Here is a 23501-nt window from a genome sequence, read left to right on the forward strand (position 1 = left end):
AACCTGCGCATGCGGTTCACCTGATAAACCGCGGTGCCTGACTTCACGACTGCTTCGCCCGAGCGCGGACCGAGCCGAACGCAGCCTCGCGTTGCTCGTCAGCTGCTACAGTGCCGCGCATGAATTTTATTGACGCCGCCGCCCTCCCCGCCATCGAGCGCTCGGCGGCCGAGCTGTTTCGCTGTGACCCTTCACTCGCCTGGCTCGCCGATGCTGCGGTTCCTGATGCCGAACACCATCAACGGGCAATCGAGCAGGAGGATGTCTGGGTAGCGCAAACAGTCGATGGCGCACTGATGGGATTTCTCAGTGCGGTTGAATCCGACAACGAACTGCATATTCAGGAACTGTCCGTCAGCCAATACTTTCAAGGGCGAGGCACTGGACGAAAGTTACTGTTAGCGGCCATTGAATGTGCCCGGGATCGAGAACTCGATGGTTTGACCCTGACCACGTTTCGCGATGTGCCATGGAATGAAGGGTTTTATCAGCGCATCGGCTTTGAAACATTGGGGGCCGCACAATTGAGCCCACGTTTAACAGCGGTATTGAACAACGAAGTAAGCCACGGTTTACCCGGCGAACGCCGTTGTGCAATGCGTTTGAACCTTAGACTGGCGCCTTCAGATCCACTCCCAACGCCCGCGCAAACGCCTTGACCAGCGGACTGCGCACGGTGTTGTGGCGCAGGATCAGATTGAACGGCGTGACGATGCTGATCAGGTCCGGGCGCACCGCGCGAAATTGCCCCTGTGCCACCATCGACGCGGCGTAATGCTGCGGCAGAAAGCCCACGAAACGCCCGGTCTTGATCAACAACGCCACGGCTTCCACCTGGGTCGCCGAGGCTGAAAAGCTGTCGTAGTGGGCGAAATTCAGTTTGTCGCGATGAATCGCGTAGCGGTGGTTGATGAACTCGTAATCCTTGAGCACATGACTGCCGATTTCGGCGTCCGGCATCGAGAACAAGGGATGGCCAACCGCGCAGTACACCTCCGAGCGTTCTTCATAGAGCGCGTAATAATCAAACTCTTCGCGCTTCTGATAAACCGGGACGATTCCCGCCACTAACCGCCCCTCTACCACGCCTCTTTCGACTTCATCCAGTTGCGAAGCCTGAAGTTGAAACCTTACTTTAGGCGACTCTTCATTGATCCTTCTAAGCGCGGTAACTAACGGTGAATTATCGTCAGAGATTGTATTGTCGATAACGCCTACGCCCAGATCACCAACAAGTTCATTCTGCGCCGAACTAAGCCGATCACGAAAGTTGTCGACCGAGGCAAACAAGTCAATGGACGCCTGGTACACCAGACTGCCTTCTTCGGTCAGGTGAAAACCTTCCCGGCCTCGGGTGCACAAGCGCATGCCGATGCGGATTTCAAGGTCGGAAATCTGCTTGCTGATGGCTGCCAGCCCCACATTCAGCTCGTTCTGGGCGGCACTGAAGCCGCCGGCCTCGACCACGGCCTTGAAGACTTTGAGCAGTTTGAAATCCAGGCCACTGAGGGCCAGCGGCGCGCGATGCGTCGTTTTAAGTGGCGGGTTTCCGGAATTGGAAAGTGGGGTTTCCATAATGCTTATTTACCTCTGACGCCCTATTCAACACTCTGTGTCCAACAACAAAAATAGTGCTGGTAAATAATAATGAACACAGAAAACCAGGCTTGGCAACCGCTAATAATCCCCGTACTTCAGTGCCAACTCACTGATTTCGAACTATTAAAAGCTGACACTTCGATCAGTTCTCGCCACTTCGTAACTGCCCCTATTGAAACTGCTTTGGCCTGACCACGCCCGGTTAATTGTTTAACGATCCCGGCACGGGTTCCAGGCCCGGCACGCCGATTTCAGTTCGCTTTACCGACGAGGAAAACAACAATGTCTCAAACCACCGACCGTCTCTGGGGTGCGCGCTTCAAAAGCGGCCCATCCGAAGCCCTGGCGGCCTTGTCCCGTTGCCCCGAGCGCTACTTCCGCCTTACCCCGTATGACCTCGCCGGTTCCAAGGCGCATGCCCGTGAACTGCAACGCGCCGGGCTGTTGAGCGAGCAGGAAACCCTGACCATGCTCGACGCCCTGCAGCGCATCGGTGATGACTTCCGCGCCGGCAGCATCGCACCAACCCTGGACGACGAAGACGTCCACACGTTTATCGAACGCCTGCTGACCGAACGCCTCGGCGCCCTCGGCGGCAAGCTGCGCGCCGGGCGTTCCCGTAACGACCAGACCGCCAACGACCTGCGCCTGTTCCTGCGGGATCACGTGCGCACCTTGGCCGTCGAAGTGCTGGCCTTGCAGCAAGCGCTGGTGGATCAGGCCGAGCAACATATCGAGAGCATCTGTCCGGGCTTCACTCACTTGCAGCAGGCGCAACCGATCGTCTTCGCTCACCACCTGCTGGCTCACGCTCAATCGATGCTGCGTGACGTGCAACGCCTGGTGGACTGGGACAATCGCACCTCGCTGTCGCCACTCGGCGCGGCGGCGATGGCCGGGTCCGCCATCGCGCGCCTGCCGCAGCAGTCAGCCAAGGAAATGGGCTACAGCGGCGTCTGCGAAAACTCCATCGACGCCGTGGCCAGCCGCGATCACGTCGCCGAGTTCCTGTTTATTGCCAGCATGCTCGGGATCAACATTTCCCGCCTCGCCGAAGAATTCTGCCTGTGGTCGTCGCGGCAATTTCGCTGGGTTGCACTGGACGATGCCTACGCCACCGGCAGCTCGATCATGCCGCAGAAGAAGAACCCGGACATTGCCGAACTGGCACGGGGCAAGGCCGGTCGGCTGATCGGCAACCTCACCGGTTTGTTGTCGACGTTGAAATCCCTGCCGCTGTCGTACAACCGCGACTTGAGCGAAGACAAGAACGGTGTGCTCGACAGCGTCGACACCCTGCTGCTGGTGTTGCCGGCCATGGCCGGGATGGTCGCGACCATGAAGGTCAACGCCGAGGAGCTGCGTCGACAGGCCCCGCTCGGTTTCACCCTGGCCACCGAAGTCGCCGACTGGCTAGCCATGCGTGGCGTGCCGTTCAAGGAAGCGCATGAAATCACGGGTGCGCTGGTCCAGGCCTGCGAGAAACACGACATCGAATTGTGGGAAGCCTCCCCGGCGCTGCTGGCCGAGATTGATCCACGCCTGACGCCGGAAGTGCGCGACAGCCTGACCCTCGAAGCCGCCATCGCTGCCCGCAGTGGCTGGGGCGGAACCGCGCCGCAACAGGTACGCGAGCAGATCGCCCGCTTGAAAACCGCCCTCGCGGCGCAGCACGAGTGGACCGAGAACTATCAGGGTTTTCGTCTCTGACGCAGCACGCAAACCCTGTGGGAGCGGGCTTGCTCGCGAATGCGGTGGGTCATTCAACATGAATGGCGACTGACACAACCCCTTCGCGAGCAAGCCCGCTCCCACAGGGGATTGTGGTTGGCCTGAATTACCAAGTGTACGGAGAAACAACATGAGCCAGACTCAGGCAGAACGACTCCAGTCGGAGCGAAAACTGGCGGAAAACCAGTTCGATATCACCCAGTACCACCACGTGCCCCGGCGTTATTACGGGCGGATTTTCTTCGCTACCGTCATCGTCATTGCGATCATCGGCCTGGTGCGGGCCTTTGCCGAAGGCAAGATCGAATGGTCGTACATCGGCCAGTTCCTCACCTCGCAAGCGATCATGTGGGGCTTGCTCAACACCATCGTCATGGCGGTGTTGGCCATGGCGCTAGGCATAGTTTTCGGGGTGATCACGGCGATCATGCGCATGTCGGCCAACCCGATCCTGCGCTACGTGGCGGTGACTTACACCTGGCTGTTTCGCGGTACGCCGCTAATCCTGCAACTGCTGTTGTGGTTCAACCTGGCGTTGATATTTCCCACCATCGGCATCCCCGGCCTGTTCGAAATGGACACCGTGACGCTGATGACCCCGTTCGTGGCCGCCCTGCTCGGCTTGAGCATCAACCAGGGTGCCTACACCGCCGAAGTCGTGCGTGCCGGCTTGCTGTCGGTGGACACCGGCCAGTACGAAGCCGCCAAGTCGATCGGTATGCCGCGCCTGCAAGCGCTGCGCCGGATCATCCTGCCGCAAGCCATGCGGGTGATCATTCCGCCGGTCGGCAACGAGTTCATCGGCATGGTGAAAATGACCTCCCTGGCGAGCGTCATCCAGTACTCGGAGCTGCTCTACAACGCCCAGAACATCTACTACGCCAACGCCCGCGTGATGGAGCTGCTGATCGTCGCCGGTATCTGGTACCTGGCCACCGTCACCGTGCTGTCCTTCGGTCAAAGCCGCCTGGAGCGCCGTTTCGCTCGCGGCGCCGGCAAGCGTTCTTGAGGAGTCCCACATGAGAAGCATCGTCAAGGCTGTGAGCCTGAACAAGTATTACGACCAGTTCCACGCCCTCAAGGACATCAACATCGAAGTCGAACAGGGCGAAGTGCTGTGCATCATCGGCCCGTCCGGCTCCGGCAAAAGCACCCTGCTGCGTTGCGTCAATCAGTTGGAAAAGATCGACAAGGGCGGCCTGTGGGTCGACGGCGAGCTGGTGGGTTACCGAGTCGTCGGCAACAAACTGCACGAGCTCAACGAGTCGCAGATCGCCCGTCAACGCCTGTCCACCGGCATGGTGTTCCAGCGTTTCAACCTGTTTCCGCACATGACTGTGCTGCAAAACATCATCGAAGGGCCGTGCCAGGTGCTCAAGCGTTCGCCCAAAGAGGCGCACGAAGAAGCCGTGGAATTGCTCGCTCGCGTCGGCCTGGCCGACAAACGCAACAGCTACCCGATCGAACTCTCGGGTGGTCAGCAACAACGCGTCGCCATTGCCCGTGCCCTGGCCATGCGTCCCAAGCTGATGCTGTTCGATGAACCCACTTCGGCACTCGACCCGGAATTGGTCGGTGAGGTGCTGTCGGTGATGCGCGACCTCGCGCAAACCGGCATGACCATGATCGTCGTCACCCATGAACTGGGCTTCGCCCGTGAGGTTTCCAACCGCATGGTGTTCATGGACGGCGGGCAGATCGTGGAGGCTGGAAGCCCCGAAGAAATACTAATAAGTCCGCAAAACCCGCGCACCCAAAGCTTCATTTCTGCCGTTCGAACCTAAGCGTCCTTTAGCGCTCACAACACTCATAAGAGAACGACCATGAAGAACATCGTTATCCCCGCAGTACTCGCAAGCGTTATGGCCTCCGGCTTCGCGTTCGCCGCTGAGCTTCCAGCCGGCATCAAGGAAAAAGGCGAGGTCGTGGTAGCGATCATGCCGAACTACCCGCCGATGGATTTCAAGGATCCGGCCACCAACACCCTCACCGGTCTCGACGTTGACCTGGGCAACGCCCTGGCCGAACGTCTGGGCGTGAAGATCAAATGGCAGGAAACCGGCTTCGAACAAATGATCAATGCCCTGACCACCGACCGCGTGGACATGGTGATGTCAGGCATGACCGACACCGCCGAGCGCCAGGCCAGTGTGACCTTCGTCGACTACTTCACCAGCGGCCCGCAGTTCTACACCTTGCAGAAGAACAAGGACTTCAACGAGATCACCGACCTGTGCGGCAAGAAAGTCGGCACCAGCCGCCGCACCACCTTCCCGGCCGAGATTGCTGAATACAGCAAGGCCCACTGCGAAGGCGCCGGTAAACCGGCCATCGTAGTGGTCGGCACCGAAGGCTCGGCCGATGCCCGCGCGCAATTGCGTCAGAGCCGTATCGATGCGGCCATGCAGGGTAGCGAAACCCTGCCGTATCTCAAGACCCAGGAAAAGGACATGTACAAGACCGTGGGCCTGCCGATCTCCCAGCAGTTCACCGGCCTTGGCGTGAGCAAGAAAAAGCCTGAGTTGAGTGAAGCGGTGAAGGTGGCGTTGCAGAGCATGGTCGATGACGGCACTTACCAGACCATCCTGAAGAAATGGGACCTGGAACTGGGTGCAATCAAAACCGTAACCATCAACGCCGGGAAGTAATGCTTGCCCTGTAGGAGCGAGGCTTGCCCGCGAAGGCGGTGTTTCAGTCAGCGAGATGTTGAATGTACTGGCCTCTTCGCGAGCAAGCTCACTCCCACACCGGATCCGGGTCGATCACAATTTTGTGGCCTACCGATAAACCTGTGGGAGCGGGCTTGCTCGCGAAGGGGCCGTGTCAGTCGACATCTCTTGTTGATGACACACCGCCTTCGCGAGCAAGCCCGCTCCCACAGGGTCCGGTGTTTACCTTATAAATAGTTGGAGCACTGCTGATGTCCTCCTCACCACAACCCACCTGGCCCGACCAGCACACAGCCTGCCTCGCCCTGGCCTTCGATCTCGATGGCCCGACGGGCGATGCGATGCTCAACGGTTCGATATGGCGCAAGCCCGAGTACTTCGGTTTCGGCGGTTATGGTCCTTACCGGGCGCTGCCGCGGATTCTCGACCTGCTCGACGAATACCGGATCCCGACCACGTTTTTCGTCCCGGCCTGGGTCGTGGAAAACTGGCCGAAACAGTGCCAAACGATTGTTGAGCGCGGGCATGAGGTGGCGTACCACGGCTACAAACACGAATCCTTTTACGCCCTGACGCTGGAACAGCAAAAGGACGTGATGAACAAATCCCGCGAGGTGTTCTGGAACCACCTGAACATCCGCGCCGAAGGTTTCCGCACGCCGTCCGGCGACTGGCGGGCCGAGACCCCGGCGATGCTGGTGGAAGCCGGCGTGACTTATTCCAGCAGCATGCGCGGCGATGATCGTCCGTACCTGGTGAAAGTGTCGGGCCATGAAACCCCGCTGGTGGAAATCCCAGGCCGCTGGGAAATGGACGATTACGCCTCCCTCGCCTACACCCGGGCGCCGGACTTCCCCTCGGGGCTGGACCGCACCGCCAGCTACGCACTGACCCTCGACAACTGGTGCCGCGAATACGACGGCGCGATGAATGAAGGGCTGTGCCTGACCACCCTGTTCCACCCCAAGATCACCGGCAAGCCGGGGCGCATCCTGCTGCTGGAAAAACTCTTCGAACACATGCGTCAGCGCGACGACGTGTGGTTTGCCACCTGCCGCGATGTCGCCCAGTGGTGGCTCAAGGAGCATCACCATGGCTGATTCCACTGTCTGGCCCACAGGCTACCGCTGCGCCGTGGTCCTGACCGTCGATTACAACGACATCCACGGCATCCTGACCCAGGCGCCTGAAGTCGCCGGGCGCGATAAGACGCTGTCGGTCTGGCGTTACGGCACCCAGCGCGGCGTCGAGCGTTTGCTCGGCTTGTTCGCCGAACTCGGCGTAAAAAGCAGTTGGTGCATCTCGGGCATCGTTGCCGAGGAAAACCCGCAACACCTTCGGGCGATTCAGGCCGGCGGGCATGAGATCGCCTGCGCCGGCTATCGCCATCAGAACTACGACCTGCTTGATCTGGCGGAGCAAAGCACCGAGATCGCCAAAGGATGCGAAGCACTGACAGCGTTGACCGGCCAGCGTCCGACCGGGTTTCGCATCCCGGCCGGTAACGGTGCGCCGGGCTTCATTGAGGCGTTGAGGGACCAAGGCATTCGCTGGTCGTCGTCGTGGCGCGGCGATGATTTGCCGTTCGCTCATCCCACGGCCCCCGAAGTGATCGAGCTACCGCTGCACTACGAACTGGAAGACGAACCCTACTTCGCCTTCAACCTCAGCCCGGCGGTGCCACCGGCGCAATCGCGAATCGCCTCTTACAGCCACACCCTGGCCAACCTGCAAATGGACTTCGCCGGGTTTCACCGGTTTGGCCTGTGCTACGTGCTGCGCCTGCACCCGGAAATCATCGCCACGCCGGGGCGGATTGGCGTGTTGCGTGAATTGCTCCAGGGCATTCAGCAGCACAATGACGTATGGATCGCCACAGCCGGTGAAGTCGCGCAATGGTGGGCCGATTCGGCTGTCACCGTGACCGACGATCACCCGGCATCGGTGTATGAGCGGCATTATCGGGATTACCTCGTATGACTGAACGCATGCAGCGACTGGCGCAGTTTTGCGTCGACACACGTTTTGAAGACTTGCCACCGGCCCTGGTGGCGCAAGCCAAACGGCACATCCTCGACACCTTCGGCGCGACATTGGCCGGGGCTGACAGCGAAGTGGCAAAACAGGCGCGTCTGGTGTTTACCGGTGAGTCCGGCAACACGTTGGTCTGGGGCACTGACTTGCGGCTCGGTGCCGCTCAGGCGGCGATCCTCAACGGCATCGCCGCCCATGCCCTGGAACTGGACGATACCGGGGGCTGCGATCACTCCGGCGCGGTGGTGCTGCCGGCGGTCATGGCCGCGGTGTCGATGCAGACGGAACCGGTCAACGGTCGCGAGTTGATGACTGCCGTGGTCATTGGCTATGAAGTCGGCCGTCGCGTGCTCGAAGCCTGCGGCGGCTACTCGGCGCACAACGGCGCTGGCTGGCATTCGACCGCGACCTGCGGGGTGTTCGGCGCCGCAGCGGCGAGTGCGCGGATTCTCGGCCTGGACGTCGCACAAACTGTGTCGGCACTGGGCATCGCAGGAAGTTTCAGCGGTGGTTTGTGGGCCTTCATCCACGACGGTTCGCAGAGTAAAAAGCTGCACAGCGGCCGCGCGGCCGAAGGTGGATTACTGGCGGCGCGGTTTGCTCAACAAGGCATCAGCGGGCCGAAGAAGTTGTTCGAGGATGTCTGGGGCGGTTTTCTCAGGACCCTGGCCGGCGTGGCCTCGGACCCGAACGCGCTCGATACGGACCTGGGCGTCGTGTGGAAACTCGCTCGCTGCTCGATCAAGCCCTACGCCGCGTGCCGGGGAACTCATTCGGCAATCGATGCATTGGGGTTGTTAATGGATCAACTGCAGGTCGGCGCTGATCAGATTGAAGACATCGAAATCTCGTTGTGCGGGTTTCTTCAAGACATGTGCGGTGGGCAGGATGTCAGCACGCTGGCCTCGGCACAGATGAGTTTGCCCTATGCCCTCGCCGCCCGGCTGGTTCATGGACATTGCCGGCTGGAGGCCGATGACGAGGCACAACGGGGCGACCCTCGGATTGCTCACTGGATGTCGCGCATTCGTCTTGAAGTGGATCCGCAACTGTCAGAGGATGGCGAGCCCGTCATCCGCGTGCGGACGGTGGACGGTCGGCAGGCGAGTCTTTGTGTCGACCCACCCTTGGGCGCGCCGGGGAATCCGCTGAGTGATGCGGCGCTGGAGGAGAAGTTTTTCAGTCTGGCCGGGCGGGTGATGCCGCGGGAGCAGGCTGGGGAATTGCTCGAAAAATTGTGGCGGCTGGAAGCGCTTGAATCAGTTGGTTCTATTGATCGGTGGCTCACTTGAGTCTTGCATTGCCTGAACTGGCCTCATCGCGAGCAGGCTCGCTCCCACAGTTGATCTGTAGTGATCTCAAATTTTATGTTCACTGAAGATCCAGTGTGGGAGCGAGCCTGCTCGCGATAGCCGCGCCTCGGTCCAACGTCGAACACAATAGAATCTGAATAAGGACATTTGCCCCACCGTGGCCACTTACTCGCTCGTAATCCGCCGGTTGATGATCGTTTCGCTGACCATCGTCGTCAGCCGCGCCATCACCAGCCCGCTGCTCACGCTGTTTCTGAGCAACAAGCTCGGCCTCAACCAGCAGGATGTCGGTTTGCTGCTGGGCATCGCGGTGTTCATCGCCACCCTGCTAGCGCTCTACGGCGGCTACATCATTGACCGCCTTGAGAAGCGTCGGCTGCTGATCCTCGCCATGCTCTCCAGCGCCATCGGCTTCGTGTTGCTGACCTTCGCCGAAAACCTCTACCTGACCACCGCCACCCTGGTGATCACCGAAACCGCCTCGGCGCTGTTCCTGATCGGCTCTAAGGCGATCCTCAGCGAAAACCTGCCGATTGGCCAACGCGCAAAAGCGTTTTCCCTGCGCTACACCCTGACCAACATCGGCTACGCCACCGGCCCGATGCTCGGTGTGGTGATTGCCGGCGTGTACCCAATTGCGCCGTTCCTGATTGCCGGCGGCATCGCGTTTTTCAGCATCTTCCTGATGATCGGAATCCCCAAGGACTCGGCCCAGGCACCCGCGATCGGCCAGCCCCAGAGTTTTCTCAAGACGCTGATCACCCTGAAAAATGACCGCACCCTGATCATGTTCACCTGCGGCTGTCTGCTCAGCACCGTGGTCCACGGCCGTTTCACCCTGTACCTGTCGCAATACCTGTTGGTGACTCATGATTCCAAGCGCGCCCTGGAAACCATGGCCGCCCTGCTCGCCTGCAACGCCATCAGCGTGATCCTGCTGCAATACCAGATCGGCCGTTTCCTCAAGCGCGAACAGCTGCGTTACTGGATCGCCGGCGGCACCAGCCTGTTTATTGTCGGGCTGATCGGCTTCAGTCTGGCCGACAGCCTGGTGAGCTGGTGCGTGGCGATGTTCATCTTCACCCTCGGTGAAATGATCATTTACCCCGCCGAATTTCTCTTCGTCGACACCCTGGCCCCGGAAGAACTGCGCGGCAGTTACTACGGCGCACAGAACCTCGCGGCCCTCGGTGGTGCGTTAAGCCCGGTGATTTGCGGTTTCCTGCTGATGCACACACCGGCGCCCACCATGTTTTATGCCCTGAGCGCGCTGACAGCCATGGGCGGGTTTCTGTGTTTCATGAGCGGTCGTCGAGTCGCGTTACAGCAAAAATAATGCACTAAAGCTGCATTAATATGAATTTGTCAGCATCGGGAATGCACGGCACACTGTGCCTCGTTCCTCCCCCAATAGTTGGAACACCTTCAAGGGCTTTCTGGGTTTCCCAGATAAGCCTTTTTTTTTCCTGGTTTTTTACCAACGGATCGTTTGCCTCATGCTCGCTCGCTGGTTACCTGCCGCCATCAACACGCGACCTTCCGAATGGAGCCGTGCCGCTATCGGCATGTCCCTGGGCACGCTGTTCAGCGTCTGGCTGTGCGCGCAAGTGTTCGGCATGGAAGTGGCCCAGCATTTGATCGGGCCGCTGGGCGCATCGGCGGTGTTGCTGTTCGCGGTGTCTTCCGGCGCCCTCGCCCAGCCGTGGTCGATTCTGGGCGGATACTTGAGTGCCGGCGTCGTTTCGCTACTGGTGGCTCACGTACTCGGACGAACCCTTGGCAGCGCCTGCCTGGCGGCGGGCATGGCGCTAATGCTGATGTGCTGGCTGCGTTGCCTGCACCCGCCGGCCGGAGCCTTGGCGCTGCTGTTGGTGTTGGCAGACCCTGCGACCATCGCGCTGGACTGGAAAGCCCTCGGCCCGGTGATGCTCGGCGCATCGACCATGCTGCTCAGCGCCCTGGCCTATAACAACCTGACGCAAATTCGCTACCCCAAGCGTGCAAGCGAGCCGGTGGCCGTGGTGCCGGCCGATCATCCCCCGATCGACAGCCAGGCCATCACCGCCCAGGACTTGAAACTCGCCCTGGAGGAGATGGAAGCATTCTTCGATGTCACCCCGGAAGACCTTGAACAACTGATCCATATCAGCGAGTTACACGCCAAACGTCGCAGTATTGGTGAAGTCTTGATCCAACGTTCCTGACGGCACAAATCCCTGTGGGAGCGGGCTTGCTCGCGAAGAGGCCCTGTCAGTCAACATTGATGCGAATGACACTACGTCTTCGCGAGCAAGCCCGCTCCCACATTAGAACCATGCAAATATGCAGGAAGGACCTGCACATATCCCGGTTGTACATCACAAATTTGCACTGGTACGATCCGGGATCGCTCGCGCGCGAGCTTCTCTATAAAGAACAATAAAAGCAGGGAGTTAGTGATGACTGCTCAGGTTTCATCGAAGGCGACTTCGTCCATGGATGCCACGCAAAACGAAGTGCTGGCCGAGGTCCGCAACCACATCGGCCACCTGACCCTCAATCGCCCCTCCGGTCTCAACGCCATTACCCTGGACATGGTCCGCCATCTGCAGCGCCAGCTCGACGCCTGGGCGCAGGATCCGCAGGTTCATGCAGTGGTCTTGCGCGGTGCCGGCGAGAAAGCGTTCTGTGCCGGCGGCGATATTCGCTCGTTGTATGACAGTTTCAAAAGCGGCGACACGTTGCACGAAGATTTCTTCGTCGAGGAATACGCCCTCGACCTCGCCATTCATCACTACCGCAAACCGGTGCTGGCCTTGATGGACGGTTTCGTCCTCGGCGGCGGTATGGGCCTGGTTCAAGGCGCCGATTTGCGGGTGGTCACCGAGAAGAGCCGCTTGGCGATGCCGGAAGTGGCCATCGGTTATTTCCCCGACGTGGGTGGCAGTCACTTCTTGCCACGGGTTCCCGGTGAACTGGGGATTTATCTGGGCGTCAGCGGCGTGCAGATCCGCGCGGCCGATGCGCTTTATTGCGGCTTGGCCGACTGGTACCTGGAAAGCGAAAAGCTCAGCTCGCTCGACGAGCAACTCGATCAGCTTCAATGGCACGAAACGCCGCTCAAGGACCTGCAAGGCCTGCTGGCGAAACTCGCGGTGCAACAACTGCCCGATGCGCCATTGGAAGCGTTGCGCCCGGCCATCGATCACTTCTTCGCCCTGCCCGACGTGCCGAGTATTGTTGAGCAACTGCGTGAAGTGACGGTCGCCGACAGCCATGAATGGGCCACGACCACGGCGGATCTGCTGGAAAGCCGTTCGCCGCTGGCGATGGGCGTCACCCTGGAAATGCTGCGTCGCGGTCGGCACTTGAGTCTCGAAGACTGTTTCGCCCTTGAGCTGCACCTGGACCTTCAGTGGTTTGCGCGCGGCGACCTGATCGAAGGCGTGCGCGCCTTGCTGATCGATAAAGACAAGCAACCACGCTGGAACCCGCCGACCTTGCAGGCGCTGGACGCCGAGCACGTCGCGAGTTTTTTCAGCGGTTTTGAACAGAGCGGGAACTGAGCCATGCACGATATCGAATTGAGCGAAGAGCAAGTCATGATCCGCGACATGGCCCGGGACTTCGCCCGCGGCGAAATCGCGCCCCATGCGCAAGCCTGGGAAAAGGCCGGCTGGATCGATGACGGCCTGGTAGCGAAGATGGGTGAACTGGGCCTGCTGGGCATGGTGGTGCCGGAAGAATGGGGCGGCACCTATGTCGACTACGTCGCCTACGCCCTGGCGGTGGAAGAGATTTCGGCCGGCGACGGCGCCACTGGCGCGTTGATGAGCATCCACAATTCCGTGGGCTGCGGCCCGGTACTCAACTACGGCACCGAAGAACAGAAGCAAACGTGGTTGCCGGACCTGGCCAGCGGCCAGGCGATCGGCTGCTTCTGCCTGACCGAGCCGCAAGCCGGCTCCGAAGCGCACAACCTGCGCACACGCGCCGAACTGCGCGATGGGCAATGGGTGATCAACGGCGCCAAGCAATTCGTCAGCAATGGTAAACGGGCGAAACTGGCGATTGTGTTTGCCGTGACCGATCCGGACTTGGGCAAACGCGGCATCTCAGCGTTTCTGGTGCCGACCGATACCACCGGTTTTATCGTCGACCGCACCGAACACAAGATGGGCATTCGTGCTTCCGACACCTGTGCGGTGACATTGAGCAACTGCACGATTCCCGAAGCCAATCTGCTGGGTGATCGCGGCAAAGGGCTGGCCATCGCCCTGTCTAACCTCGAAGGCGGCCGCATCGGCATCGCCGCGCAAGCGTTGGGCATTGCCCGGGCAGCGTTCGAAGCCGCACTGGCGTATTCGCGGGATCGGGTGCAGTTCGACAAACCGATCATCGAGCACCAGAGCATCGCGAATATGCTCGCTGACATGCACACCCGGCTGAACGCGGCGCGCTTGCTGATCCTGCATGCGGCGCGGTTGCGCAGTGCCGGCAAGCCGTGCCTGTCCGAGGCTTCGCAGGCCAAGCTGTTTGCGTCGGAAATGGCGGAGAAGGTCTGCTCGTCGGCGATGCAGATTCATGGCGGGTATGGGTATCTGGAGGATTACCCGGTGGAGCGCTATTACCGGGATGCGCGGATTACGCAGATTTATGAAGGGTCGAGCGAGATTCAGCGGATGGTGATTGCCCGGGAGCTGAAAAATTATTTGGTGTAAGCCCTAAAAGCATCGCGGGCAAGCCTCGCTCCTACAAGGTTACGAGTCGTTCATGCGAACACCGATAACCTGTAGGCGCGAGGCTTGCCCGCGATGGCGTCAGTGAAAGCGCCGCATTACTTGCCTTTGAATTCAGCCTCACGCTTGGCAATAAACGCCGCCATCCCTTCCTTCTGATCCTGCGTCGCAAACGCCGCATGGAACACCCGGCGCTCAAAGCGCACGCCTTCCGACAAGCTCACTTCAAATGCACGGTTGACGCTTTCCTTGACCATCATCGCAATCGGCAGCGACTTCTTGGCAATCAACGCCGCGACTTTCAGCGCTTCTTCCAGCAGTTCATCCGCCGGCACGATCCGCGCGACAATCCCGCAGCGCTCGGCTTCTACCGCATCGATCAAACGCCCGCTCAGGCACATTTCCATGGCCTTGGCCTTGCCCACGGCGCGGGTCAGGCGTTGGGTGCCGCCCATGCCCGGCAACACGCCGAGGTTGATTTCCGGCTGGCCGAATTTCGCATTGTCGCCAGCCAGGATGAAATCGCACATCAACGCCAGTTCACAGCCACCGCCCAGGGCGAAACCGTTGACTGCGGCGATGATCGGCTTGCGGCGGTTGGCCACGCGATCACTGTCGCTGAACAGGTCGTCGAGGTAGATCTGCGGGTAGGTCAGCTCGGCCATTTCCTTGATGTCGGCGCCGGCGGCGAAGGCTTTTTTCGAGCCGGTCAGCACGATGCAGCCGATGTTTGAATCGGCTTCCAGGCCATCAAGGGCGTGGTTCAGTTCGCTGACGATCTGCGCATTCAACGCGTTCAGCGCCTGCGGACGGTTGAGGGTGATCAAGCCCACACGACCGTGGGTTTCCAACAAAATCGTTTCGTAACTCACAAATGGACTCCTTCTTAAAGATTGCGCGAAATAACCATGCGCTGAATATCGCTGGTGCCTTCGTAGATCTGGCACACCCGCACGTCGCGGTAGATCCGCTCCAGCGGGAAGTCGTTCAGGTAACCGTAACCGCCGAGGGTTTGCAACGCCGAGGAGCAAACCTTCTCGGCCATTTCCGAGGCGAACAGTTTGGCCATGGACGCTTCGACCAGGGCCGGTTTACCGCTGTCCCGTAATGCCGCTGCGTAATGCACCATTTGCCGGGCGACAGCAATCTGGGTGGCCATGTCTGCCAGACGGAACGCGACCGCCTGGTGTTCGATGATCGGCTTGCCGAAGCTCTCACGCTCACGGGCGTAGTCGCGGGCCGCTTCAAACGCGGCGCGGGCCATGCCCACCGATTGCGAGGCGATGCCGACACGGCCGCCTTCGAGGTTGGCCAGGGCGATCCGGTAACCTTCGCCCTCCTCACCCAGCCGGTTGGCCACCGGGACTTTCACGTCTTCGAACAGAATCTGGCAAGTGTCGGAGGCGTGCTGGCCGAGTTTGTCTTCGACCCGGGCGACTTTGTAGCCCGGCGAATCGGTCGGCACGATCAGCGCCGTGATGCCGCGCTTGCCGGCACTCGGGTCGGTCACGGCAAACACGATCACCACCCCGGCGTTTTGCCCGGACGTGATGAACTGCTTGCAGCCGTTGAGCACGTAGTGATCGCCTTCCAGACGCGCACGGGTTTTCAGGCCGCTGGCGTCGGAACCGGCCTGCGGTTCAGTCAGGGCAAAGGCGCCGAGCATAGCGCCGCTGGCCAGTGGCTTGAGAAAGCGCTCTTTCTGATCATCGTTGCCGTACTTGAGGATCGGTACGCAACCCACGGAGTTGTGCACGCTCATGATCGTCGAGCAGGCGCCGTCACCGGCGGCGATTTCTTCCAGGGCCATGGCGTAGGCCAGGTAACCGGTGTCGCAACCGCCCCACTCTTCCGGTACCAGCATGCCGAAGAAGCCCAGCTCGGCCATCTCGCCGATGGCTTCCTTGGGGAAGCGGTGTTCGCGGTCCCAGTCGGCGGCGAACGGTTTCAATCGTTCCTGGGCAAACTGCCGGGCGGCGTCGCTGATCTGAAGTTGTTCGTCGTTGGGAATCATGGTGAATCCTTAAAATCCGAAGTACGGCACAAAACTCTGTGGGAGCCAGCCTGCTGGCAATGGCGTCGTGTCAGTCAATATCTACTTTTATGACACACCGTCATCGCCAGCAGGCTGGCTCCCACAGGGGTGAGGTTGGCCTAGTACAGGCATTCCACAGCCATGGCCGTGGCTTCACCGCCACCGATGCAGATCGCTGCAACGCCGCGTTTCAGGCCTCTCTGGCGCAGGGCCGAGAGCAAGGTCACGAGAATCCGCGCGCCAGACGCACCAATCGGGTGGCCGAGGGCGCAAGCGCCGCCGTGAACGTTGATCTTCTCGTGGGGGATTTCCAGTTTGGTCATGGTCACCAGACTCACCACCGCGAATGCTTCGTTGACTTCGAACAGCTCGACGTCGTCCACGGACCAGCCGGTTTTCTTCATCAGCTTCTTGATCGCACCCACCGGCGCTACCGGGAACAGGCCCGGGGTATCAGCAAACGCAGCGTGGCCGTGAATCACCGCCAGCGGTTTCAAACCTTGTTTCTGCGCTTCGGAACGGCGCATCAGCACCAGTGCCGCTGCACCGTCGGAGATCGAACTGGAGTTGGCCGCTGTCACGGTGCCGCCTTCGCGGAACGCCGGTTTCAGCGAGGTAATCTTGTCCAGTTTGGCTTTCGGTGGTTGTTCGTCGTTGCTGATCAGCACCTGCTCTTTACCGACAGTCACCGTGATCGGCACGATCTCGTCCTTGAAGCTGCCGTCGTTGATCGCCTGCTGTGCGCGGGTGGTCGAGGCGATGGCAAACGCGTCCTGGGCTTCGCGGCTGAAACCGTTGGTTTCGGCGCAATCCTCGGCGAAGGTGCCCATCAGGCGGCCTTTGTCGTAGGCATCTTCCAGACCGTCGAGGAACATGGAGTCGAGCACGCGGCCATGGCCCATGCGGTAACCGCTGCGAGCGCGGTCCAGCAGGTACGGCGCGTTGGACATGCTTTCCATGCCGCCCGCAACAACCACGTCGGCGCTGCCGGCAACGAGCATGTCGTGGGCCAGAATCGCTGCTTCCATGCCCGAGCCGCACATCTTGTTCAGGGTGGTGCAGCGGGTCGATTTATCCAGCCCCGCACCCAGCGCAGCTTGCCGCGCTGGTGCCTGACCAAGCCCTGCGGGCAGTACGCAGCCAAAGAGCACTTCTTCGACCGACTCAGGCGCAATACCGGCGCGCTCGACCGCCGCGCGAATCGCGGCAGCACCCAGTTGCGGTGCGGTCAGGCTTTTCAGTTCGCCCTGAAAACCGCCCATCGGGGTGCGGACAGCGCTGACAATAACGATGGGATCGTTGGCAATAGTCATGACAAATCTCCTTACTTGGCGGCCATGCGCAAGGCACCGTCGAGACGGATCACCTCGCCATTGAGCATGCTGTTTTCAATGATATGCCTGACCAGCGCGGCATACTCGCCCGGTTTGCCCAGACGTGGCGGGAACGGCACACCGGCCGCCAGGGAGGCGCGGACTTCCGGGGTCATGCCGGCCATCATCGGTGTTTCAAAAATGCCTGGGGCGATGGTCATCACACGGATGCCGAAGCGCGCCAGTTCACGGGCGGCGGGCAAGGTCAGGCTGACGATTGCGCCTTTGGACGCGGCATACGCGGCCTGGCCAATCTGGCCGTCATAGGCCGCCGCCGAGGCGGTGTTGATGATCACGCCGCGCTCACCATCAGCATCCGCTTCGGTTTCGGCGATGGCCGCCGAAGCCAGACGCAGCATATTGAAGCTGCCGATCAGATTGACGTTGATCACCTGGCTGAAACTGGCCAACGCGTGCGGGCCGTTCTTGCCGAGGATCTTCTCGCCACGCACGATGCCGGCGCAATTGACCAGACCGTTCAGGCCGCCGAAGGCTTTCACCGTCGCCTGCACAGCGGCTTCGGCGGCGGCTTCGTCGCTGATGTCGGCCACCACGCTTTGCGTGCCGAGACGTTCAGCCTGGGCCGCAACCGCCTCGGCGTTCATGTCCACCAGCATCACTTTGGCGCCGGCCGCGACCAGCATTTCAGCGGTGGCCGCACCGAGGCCCGACGCACCGCCGGTGACGAGGAAAACCTTGTTTTCGATCTGCATCATTGTGTCCTTGATTCAAGCTTGAACGTTCTTCACCGCGGCCTCTTGAGCCTTGGCGATTTCCTGGTTGCGCAAGATAAAGCGCTGCAATTTGCCGCTTGGGGTTTTCGGCAACTCGCTGACAAATTCGATTTCACGCGGGTACGAATGCGCGGCCAGACGCTTGCGCACGTGTTGGCGCAGCTCTTCGGCCAGTTCTGGCGTCGGACGGTATTGCTCACAAATCACCACGAACGCTTTGACCAGTTCAGTGCGCTCCGGATCGGGCTTGCCGACGACGGCGGCTTCGATGACTGACGGGTGTTCGATCAACGCACTTTCCACATCGAACGGGCCGACGCGGTAGCCGGAAGTGGTAATCACGTCATCGCTGCGGCCAACAAAGCTGATGCTGCCGTCCGGGTTCCACTCGACGGTGTCGCCGCTCAGGTAATAGTTACCAACGAAGGCCTTGGTCGGCGAGCCTTCATAACCGGCGAACCAGCACATCGGCGACTGGGTGCGGTCAATGGCGAGGATGCCTGGCTGGCCGACGCCGAGTTCCTTGTATTCATCGTCGAGCACCACGATGCGGTGGCCCGGCGAAGCAAAACCGGCGGCGCCTATGTGGATTGGATGTTTCAGGCCATGGTGATTGCACAGGACCATGCCCAGTTCGGTCTGGCCGTAATGGTCGTTAATGACCACGCCGAGGTTGTCGGCGAACCAGCGGATCACTTCCGGATTCAGCGGCTCACCGGCGCTGCTGACGATGCGCAGTTTGCCCTTGATCGACTTGGCAAATTCGTCGCCACCGGCAATCAGCAAACGGTAGGCAGTCGGTGACCCGGTGAGGTTGGTGATCCCGTATTTATTGATCACCCGGCAGGTGCTTTCGAGGGTGAACGGGCCGTCGTAAAAGGTGATCGGATGCCCCATCGCCATGGGCCCGGTGACGCCGAAATAGATGCCGTAGGCCCAGCCCGGATCGGCGACGTTCCAGAACGCGTCTTCGGGGCGCAGGTCCACGGCGTCACGGGTGTAGCTTTCGAAGGCAACGATGGCCTTGAGCGGAACGGACAGGGCTTTCGACGGGCCGGTGGTGCCCGAGGTGAACATCAGCAGGAACGGGTCTTCGCCGGTCAGCAACACCGGTTCACACTCGGAGGAATAATTGGCCAGTTCGGCCCAGAAGCTGTAATCGCCACGGACGATGCCTTGGCCTTTCGCACCGCCGACGGTGACGATGGTCGGGCAGTCGGCGACTTCAGCGAGTTTGGGGCGGTTGACCGCGTCGGTCACCACGACTTTGGCGCCGGAGCTGCTCAAGCGGTGTTCGATGGCTTTCGGGCCGAAAGCGGTGAACAGTGGCTGGTAGACCGCACCGATGCGCCAGGTGGCGAAGATGGTGATCAGCAATTCGATGTTGCGTGGCAGCAGGCCGGCAACCTTGTCGCCTTTTTTTACGCCCTGGGCCAGGAGGAAGTTGGCAAAGCGCGCGGCTTTGTCCTGCAAGTCTTTGAAGGTGTACGTCGCGCTGGCGCCGTCGCGGCCTTCCCAGAACAGCGCAATGCGCCCCGGCAAGGCATGCCGGTCGCAACACTCGACACAGGCGTTGAGGGCAGTCAAATCCCCGGCCAGGGCGGCGTCGACGGTGTGCTGATAATTGAACTGTGACGTGGCAGACAAGTAATCGCGCATTGCCAGAATCCCTCTGTATTTTTATTAGGTTGGGGGAACCGTAAAAACCACAGAAATACTCGCCCCGCGCGGGGATCGGGGCAATGGTCAAAGCTATCAAGTTGTTTGACTGGTTTGGCCAAGGTTCAAGAGGGTTGTTGTCTGAACTGGCGCCATCGCGGGCAAGCCCGCTCCCACAGTGTTTTGTGTCGTTTGTAATTATTGTGAACAATACAAAACCCTGTGGGAGCGTGGCTTGCCCGCGAAGAGGCCCGCCCTATCAACACAATCCTCGGATCAGTGTGCTTCGTTGAGGATCAAACTCCGGTAATGCCCCGGATTCGACCCCGACCACTTACGAAACGCCTTGTAGAACGAACTCGCATCCGCAAACCCCAACCGCGTGGCGATCTCAGCGAAGCTGATCTGCGGCTCGGCCAGCCACACAATGGCCAACTCCTTGCGCACGCTGTCCTTGAGCCCCTGGTAGGTCTGCCCTTCCTCCGCCAGCCGCCGGCGCAAGGTCGAGGCCGACATGCACAGTTGCTGCGCCAGCGGCTCGGTCTCCGGCCACTGATCGGCAGGCAACTGGCGCAAATCATGCTTGATCCGGCTGGCCAGGCTCTCCGGGTCGCGGTACTTGACCAGAATGTTCGCCGGCGCATGGGCCAGGAAGCGCTTGAGTTCTTCCGGGCTGCGCTTGATCGGCAGGTCCAGACAATCCGCCGAGAAAATCATCCGCGTGCGTGGGCGGTCGAAACGCAGGTTCTCGGAGAACATCACCTGATAGTCATCGCAGAAATCCGGCGCAGGGCAGCGCAATTCGATGGCCAGAATCGGTATGCGCCGTCCCGCCAGCCAACAGGCAACGCCGTGCACGATCATCCAGTAGGTGAAATAGGTGAAGGCGCGGCGCGGGTCCTGGTCGTCTTCCAGCAACACGATCTCCGCCAGGCTTTGCTGACGAACCAGCTGCGCGGGCATGCGGTCGAGCATCAACGACAGAAAGCTCAGGCCTGAGGTCAGGCCCGCAGCCAGGCTCGGCTGGATCATCGAACTGCGGCAGAGAAACTCAAGGCTGCCGGATTTGAGCTTGCGCGGGTCCATGCCAAAAAACTCATCGTCCCCGCGCCGGGCCAGCAAGCGCCATAGCCGCGCATAGGCAGTGGCCGGGACCCGGGCGTCGGTGGTGTGCAGCAGCGCCGGATCGATGCCGACCTTGTTCAACACCTCGTCGGTGGCGGCTCCAGGGGCGCAGCTTTGCAACAGGGCTTCGCGCACCAGTTGAATGGCGATGGTGTCTTTTTCCGACATTTACCTAGGTGGGCCTTGTTCTTGTTTGAGTGCCGGCATCTTAGCGCACAGCGACCCAATCCTGTAGGAGCGAGCGGTGCGGCGATCCGACTTGCCCGCGAAGCAGGCGACTCGGTCTTGCCCTGATACCGCGTAATCGTTCTTCGCGGGCAAGCCTCGCTCCTACAAGGGGGTGTGTGATCTTTAGAGTTGTTCAGGTTAGGTTCAGGTAAATGTCAATGAATACCATTTGGGAATGAGTGTCATTATGTTACAAATTAGCACCCTATCTAATCCCGAGACGGTGCTGAATGCTTGTTCCTTTTCTGATCGTGCTGCGCGAAGGCATTGAAGCCGCGTTGATCGTTGGCATCATCGCCAGCTACCTCAAGCAGACCGGCCGTGGCCAGTGGATGCCCGCCGTGTGGATCGGCGTTTTCCTTGCCGTTGCGCTGGCTCTGCTGGTGGGCGGTGGTCTGGAGCTGGTCAGCGCCGAGTTCCCGCAGAAACAACAGGAATTGTTTGAAGGCGTGGTCGGCCTGGTGGCCGCGGGCATTCTCAGCTCCATGGTCTTCTGGATGCGCAAAGTGGCGCGTTCGATCAAACACTCGCTGCACGTCTCCCTCGACCACGCGCTGACTGGCTCCAAACACCAGGTCACGGCACTGATCGCCATGGTGTTTTTCGCCGTGGCCAGGGAAGGTCTGGAGACGGTGTTCTTCCTGCTCGCGGTGTTCCAGCAGAGCGAAGGCCCGGCGGCACCGATCGGCGCCCTCCTCGGCCTGATCCTGGCGATCATCGTCGGCTTCCTGATCTACACCGGCAGCATGCGCCTGAACCTCGGCGCGTTCTTCCGCTGGACCGGTCTGTTCATCCTGGTGGTGGCGGCCGGCATTCTGGCCAACTCGGTGCAGGCGCTGCATGAAGCCGGCGTCTGGAATCACCTGCAAACCGTGCTGTTCGATTTCAGTGCAACGCTGCCGATGGACGGCCCGGTGGGTTCGGTGCTGGCCGGCATGTTCGGTTACCAGGACGCGCCGACGGTCAGCACCCTCGGTGCCTATCTGATTTACCTGGTGGTGGCGCTGGTGATGTTCTTCATCCCGGCCCCGCCACCCGCTGAACAACCCTCTTCCGTTTCCAGCCAATAAGGGCTCCCATGCCAAATCAAGCCCCTCCCCAGGCCTCGCCTCCCCGCGCCTTGCGCTGGGCGGTGGCCGGTTCGGTGATCGTGATGATCGCCGCCGGTGGCCTGTTCTACTACGCCTCGAAAATGGCGGCGGCCAAGCGCCAGGTTAACCATGACGAAGTGGTGGTGACCATTCACTCGCACAGCTGCGAGCCGAATGCGCTGACCGTTCCGGCAGGCCGCGCCAGTTTCCGCATCGTCAATCGCTCGGACCGGGCGGTGGAATGGGAGATCCTCGACGGCGTGCTGGTGGTCGAAGAACGGGAAAACATCGCGCCAGGCCTGAGCCAAGTCATCAATGCCAACCTGCTGCCCGGCGACTACGCAATCACCTGCGGACTGCTGAGCAATCCGCGCGGCACCTTGCACGTGACCCCGACCGCCGCCTCCGACGCGGCCGCCAAGGCCAAACCGTCGATGGTCGCGTTCGTGGGGCCGTTGTCGGAATTCCGCGTGTACCTGAACAGCCAAAGCAGCGCGCTGATCAAAGCCGTCGCCGCCCTTGAGCAAGCCATCGCCGCTGGCGACCTGAGCCAGGCACAAGCGCTGTATGTGCCCGCTCGCGCAGCCTATCAACGGATCGCCCCGGCCGCCCAGCGTCTGGCTGAACTGGACAACGCCATCAACGCCCGCGCCGATTACTTCGAGAAACGCGAGCAGGATCCTGCCTTCAGCGGTTTTCACCGCATCGAGTACGCGCTGTTCCAGCAACGCAACCTCGACGGGCTTGCGCCGGTTGCCCAGCGCTTGAACAGCGACGTCGCCACGCTCAAACAGCAACTGCTCGCGCAATCGCTGCCACCGGAGCAACTGGTGAGCATTGTCGTGCGCAATCTCCACAGCCTCGCCGATGTGCGTGCCAGCAGCGGTGAAGAAGAACGCTACAGCCACACTGACCTGAACGGATTTGCTGGCAACCTCTTCGCTGCGCGCAAAGTCGTCGACCTGTTGCGCCCGTTGCTGACCAAGTCCGCCGCCGAGTTGTTGCCGAAGATCGACAGCGCGATCACCGCCCTCGACGCCGAACTGAATGGTTTGAAGGTCCAGGACGGCTACGCGAGCTACGACACGGTCACTGCCGAGCAGCGCAAACAGATCGCCGACAAGGCCAAGGCACTGGCCGACGCACTCGATGCCATCGATCCCGCCCTCGGCCTTTCCGGCCTTTAAGCAGA

At 60.7% G+C, this 23501-nt stretch carries 21 protein-coding genes; 14 read left to right on the top strand and 7 right to left on the bottom strand.

The features are described 5' to 3' along the window. Positions 1-119 precede the first annotated feature (119 nt). Positions 120-659, top strand: coding sequence for a GNAT family N-acetyltransferase (locus tag ACA075_RS14955; protein WP_497299143.1), 540 nt, complete (start codon positions 120-122; stop codon positions 657-659). On the opposite strand, the gene ACA075_RS14960 is transcribed toward ACA075_RS14955, so the two are convergent. Further along, positions 610-1575, bottom strand: coding sequence for a LysR family transcriptional regulator (locus ACA075_RS14960; protein WP_497299144.1), 966 nt, complete (start codon positions 1573-1575; stop codon positions 610-612). The genes ACA075_RS14955 and ACA075_RS14960 overlap by 50 nt on opposite strands. A gap of 306 nt (positions 1576-1881) precedes the next feature. On the opposite strand from ACA075_RS14960, the gene argH reads away from it, so the two are divergent. The 11 genes from argH (at position 1882) to ACA075_RS15015 (ending at position 14046) form a co-directional block, all read left to right on the top strand. Then, the gene (argH, locus tag ACA075_RS14965) at positions 1882-3309 is read left to right on the top strand and encodes an argininosuccinate lyase (protein WP_497299145.1); all 1428 of its coding nucleotides are present in this window, start codon (positions 1882-1884) and stop codon (positions 3307-3309) included. Positions 3310-3460: 151 nt separating this feature from the next. Then, a complete protein-coding gene (locus ACA075_RS14970; protein ID WP_219097390.1) occupies positions 3461-4339 on the top strand; it encodes an amino acid ABC transporter permease in 879 nt (292 codons plus the stop codon). A 10-nt stretch (positions 4340-4349) separates the two neighbouring features. Then, the gene (locus ACA075_RS14975; protein WP_497299146.1) at positions 4350-5114 is read left to right on the top strand and encodes an amino acid ABC transporter ATP-binding protein; all 765 of its coding nucleotides are present in this window, start codon (positions 4350-4352) and stop codon (positions 5112-5114) included. Positions 5115-5153: 39 nt separating this feature from the next. Next, complete coding sequence (locus tag ACA075_RS14980; RefSeq protein ID WP_497299147.1) at positions 5154-5978, top strand: ABC transporter substrate-binding protein; 825 nt, start codon at positions 5154-5156, stop codon at positions 5976-5978. Between the two features lie 272 nt (positions 5979-6250). Continuing rightward, complete coding sequence (locus ACA075_RS14985) at positions 6251-7099, top strand: polysaccharide deacetylase family protein (protein WP_497299148.1); 849 nt, start codon at positions 6251-6253, stop codon at positions 7097-7099. After that, positions 7092-7979 carry a polysaccharide deacetylase family protein gene (locus tag ACA075_RS14990; protein ID WP_497299149.1) on the top strand — a complete coding sequence of 296 codons (888 nt, stop codon included), beginning with the start codon at positions 7092-7094 and terminating at the stop codon, positions 7977-7979. The genes ACA075_RS14985 and ACA075_RS14990 overlap by 8 nt, the downstream gene beginning before the upstream one ends. After that, positions 7976-9325 (top strand): MmgE/PrpD family protein, encoded by a 1350-nt coding sequence (locus ACA075_RS14995; RefSeq protein ID WP_497299150.1) that lies wholly within the window; start codon positions 7976-7978, stop codon positions 9323-9325. The genes ACA075_RS14990 and ACA075_RS14995 overlap by 4 nt, the downstream gene beginning before the upstream one ends. Before the next feature lie 178 nt (positions 9326-9503). Then, the gene (locus ACA075_RS15000) at positions 9504-10682 is read left to right on the top strand and encodes an MFS transporter (protein WP_497299151.1); all 1179 of its coding nucleotides are present in this window, start codon (positions 9504-9506) and stop codon (positions 10680-10682) included. A gap of 160 nt (positions 10683-10842) precedes the next feature. Beyond that, positions 10843-11550 carry an HPP family protein gene (locus ACA075_RS15005; RefSeq protein ID WP_497299152.1) on the top strand — a complete coding sequence of 236 codons (708 nt, stop codon included), beginning with the start codon at positions 10843-10845 and terminating at the stop codon, positions 11548-11550. Positions 11551-11784: 234 nt separating this feature from the next. Then, positions 11785-12891, top strand: coding sequence for an enoyl-CoA hydratase/isomerase family protein (locus ACA075_RS15010; RefSeq protein WP_497299153.1), 1107 nt, complete (start codon positions 11785-11787; stop codon positions 12889-12891). A gap of 3 nt (positions 12892-12894) precedes the next feature. Next, positions 12895-14046, top strand: a complete 1152-nt coding sequence (locus ACA075_RS15015; RefSeq protein ID WP_497299154.1) for an acyl-CoA dehydrogenase family protein — start codon at positions 12895-12897, stop codon at positions 14044-14046. A gap of 116 nt (positions 14047-14162) precedes the next feature. Here ACA075_RS15015 and ACA075_RS15020 read toward each other — a convergent pair whose 3' ends face one another. From ACA075_RS15020 to ACA075_RS15045, 6 genes are all read right to left on the bottom strand, one after another. Beyond that, positions 14163-14936: an enoyl-CoA hydratase gene (locus ACA075_RS15020; protein WP_497299155.1), complete on the bottom strand. Its 774-nt coding sequence runs from the start codon at positions 14934-14936 to the stop codon at positions 14163-14165. A gap of 14 nt (positions 14937-14950) precedes the next feature. After that, positions 14951-16078, bottom strand: coding sequence for an acyl-CoA dehydrogenase (locus tag ACA075_RS15025; RefSeq protein WP_497299156.1), 1128 nt, complete (start codon positions 16076-16078; stop codon positions 14951-14953). 140 nt (positions 16079-16218) lie between these two features. Continuing rightward, positions 16219-17412 (bottom strand): acetyl-CoA C-acyltransferase, encoded by a 1194-nt coding sequence (locus ACA075_RS15030; protein WP_497299157.1) that lies wholly within the window; start codon positions 17410-17412, stop codon positions 16219-16221. An 11-nt stretch (positions 17413-17423) separates the two neighbouring features. Continuing rightward, positions 17424-18185, bottom strand: a complete 762-nt coding sequence (locus ACA075_RS15035; RefSeq protein WP_497299267.1) for an SDR family NAD(P)-dependent oxidoreductase — start codon at positions 18183-18185, stop codon at positions 17424-17426. A gap of 15 nt (positions 18186-18200) precedes the next feature. Further along, complete coding sequence (locus ACA075_RS15040) at positions 18201-19865, bottom strand: AMP-binding protein (RefSeq protein WP_497299158.1); 1665 nt, start codon at positions 19863-19865, stop codon at positions 18201-18203. A gap of 276 nt (positions 19866-20141) precedes the next feature. After that, entirely contained in the window at positions 20142-21158 is a 1017-nt protein-coding gene (locus ACA075_RS15045; RefSeq protein ID WP_497299159.1) for an AraC family transcriptional regulator, read from the bottom strand. Between the two features lie 290 nt (positions 21159-21448). On the opposite strand from ACA075_RS15045, the gene efeU reads away from it, so the two are divergent. Both efeU and efeO read left to right on the top strand, forming a co-directional pair. Continuing rightward, positions 21449-22288, top strand: a complete 840-nt coding sequence (efeU, locus tag ACA075_RS15050) for an iron uptake transporter permease EfeU (RefSeq protein WP_497299160.1) — start codon at positions 21449-21451, stop codon at positions 22286-22288. Between the two features lie 8 nt (positions 22289-22296). Beyond that, positions 22297-23496, top strand: coding sequence for an iron uptake system protein EfeO (gene efeO / locus ACA075_RS15055; RefSeq protein ID WP_497299161.1), 1200 nt, complete (start codon positions 22297-22299; stop codon positions 23494-23496). Positions 23497-23501 lie beyond the last annotated feature (5 nt).

This window comes from Pseudomonas sp. LBUM1663, assembly GCF_059695905.1.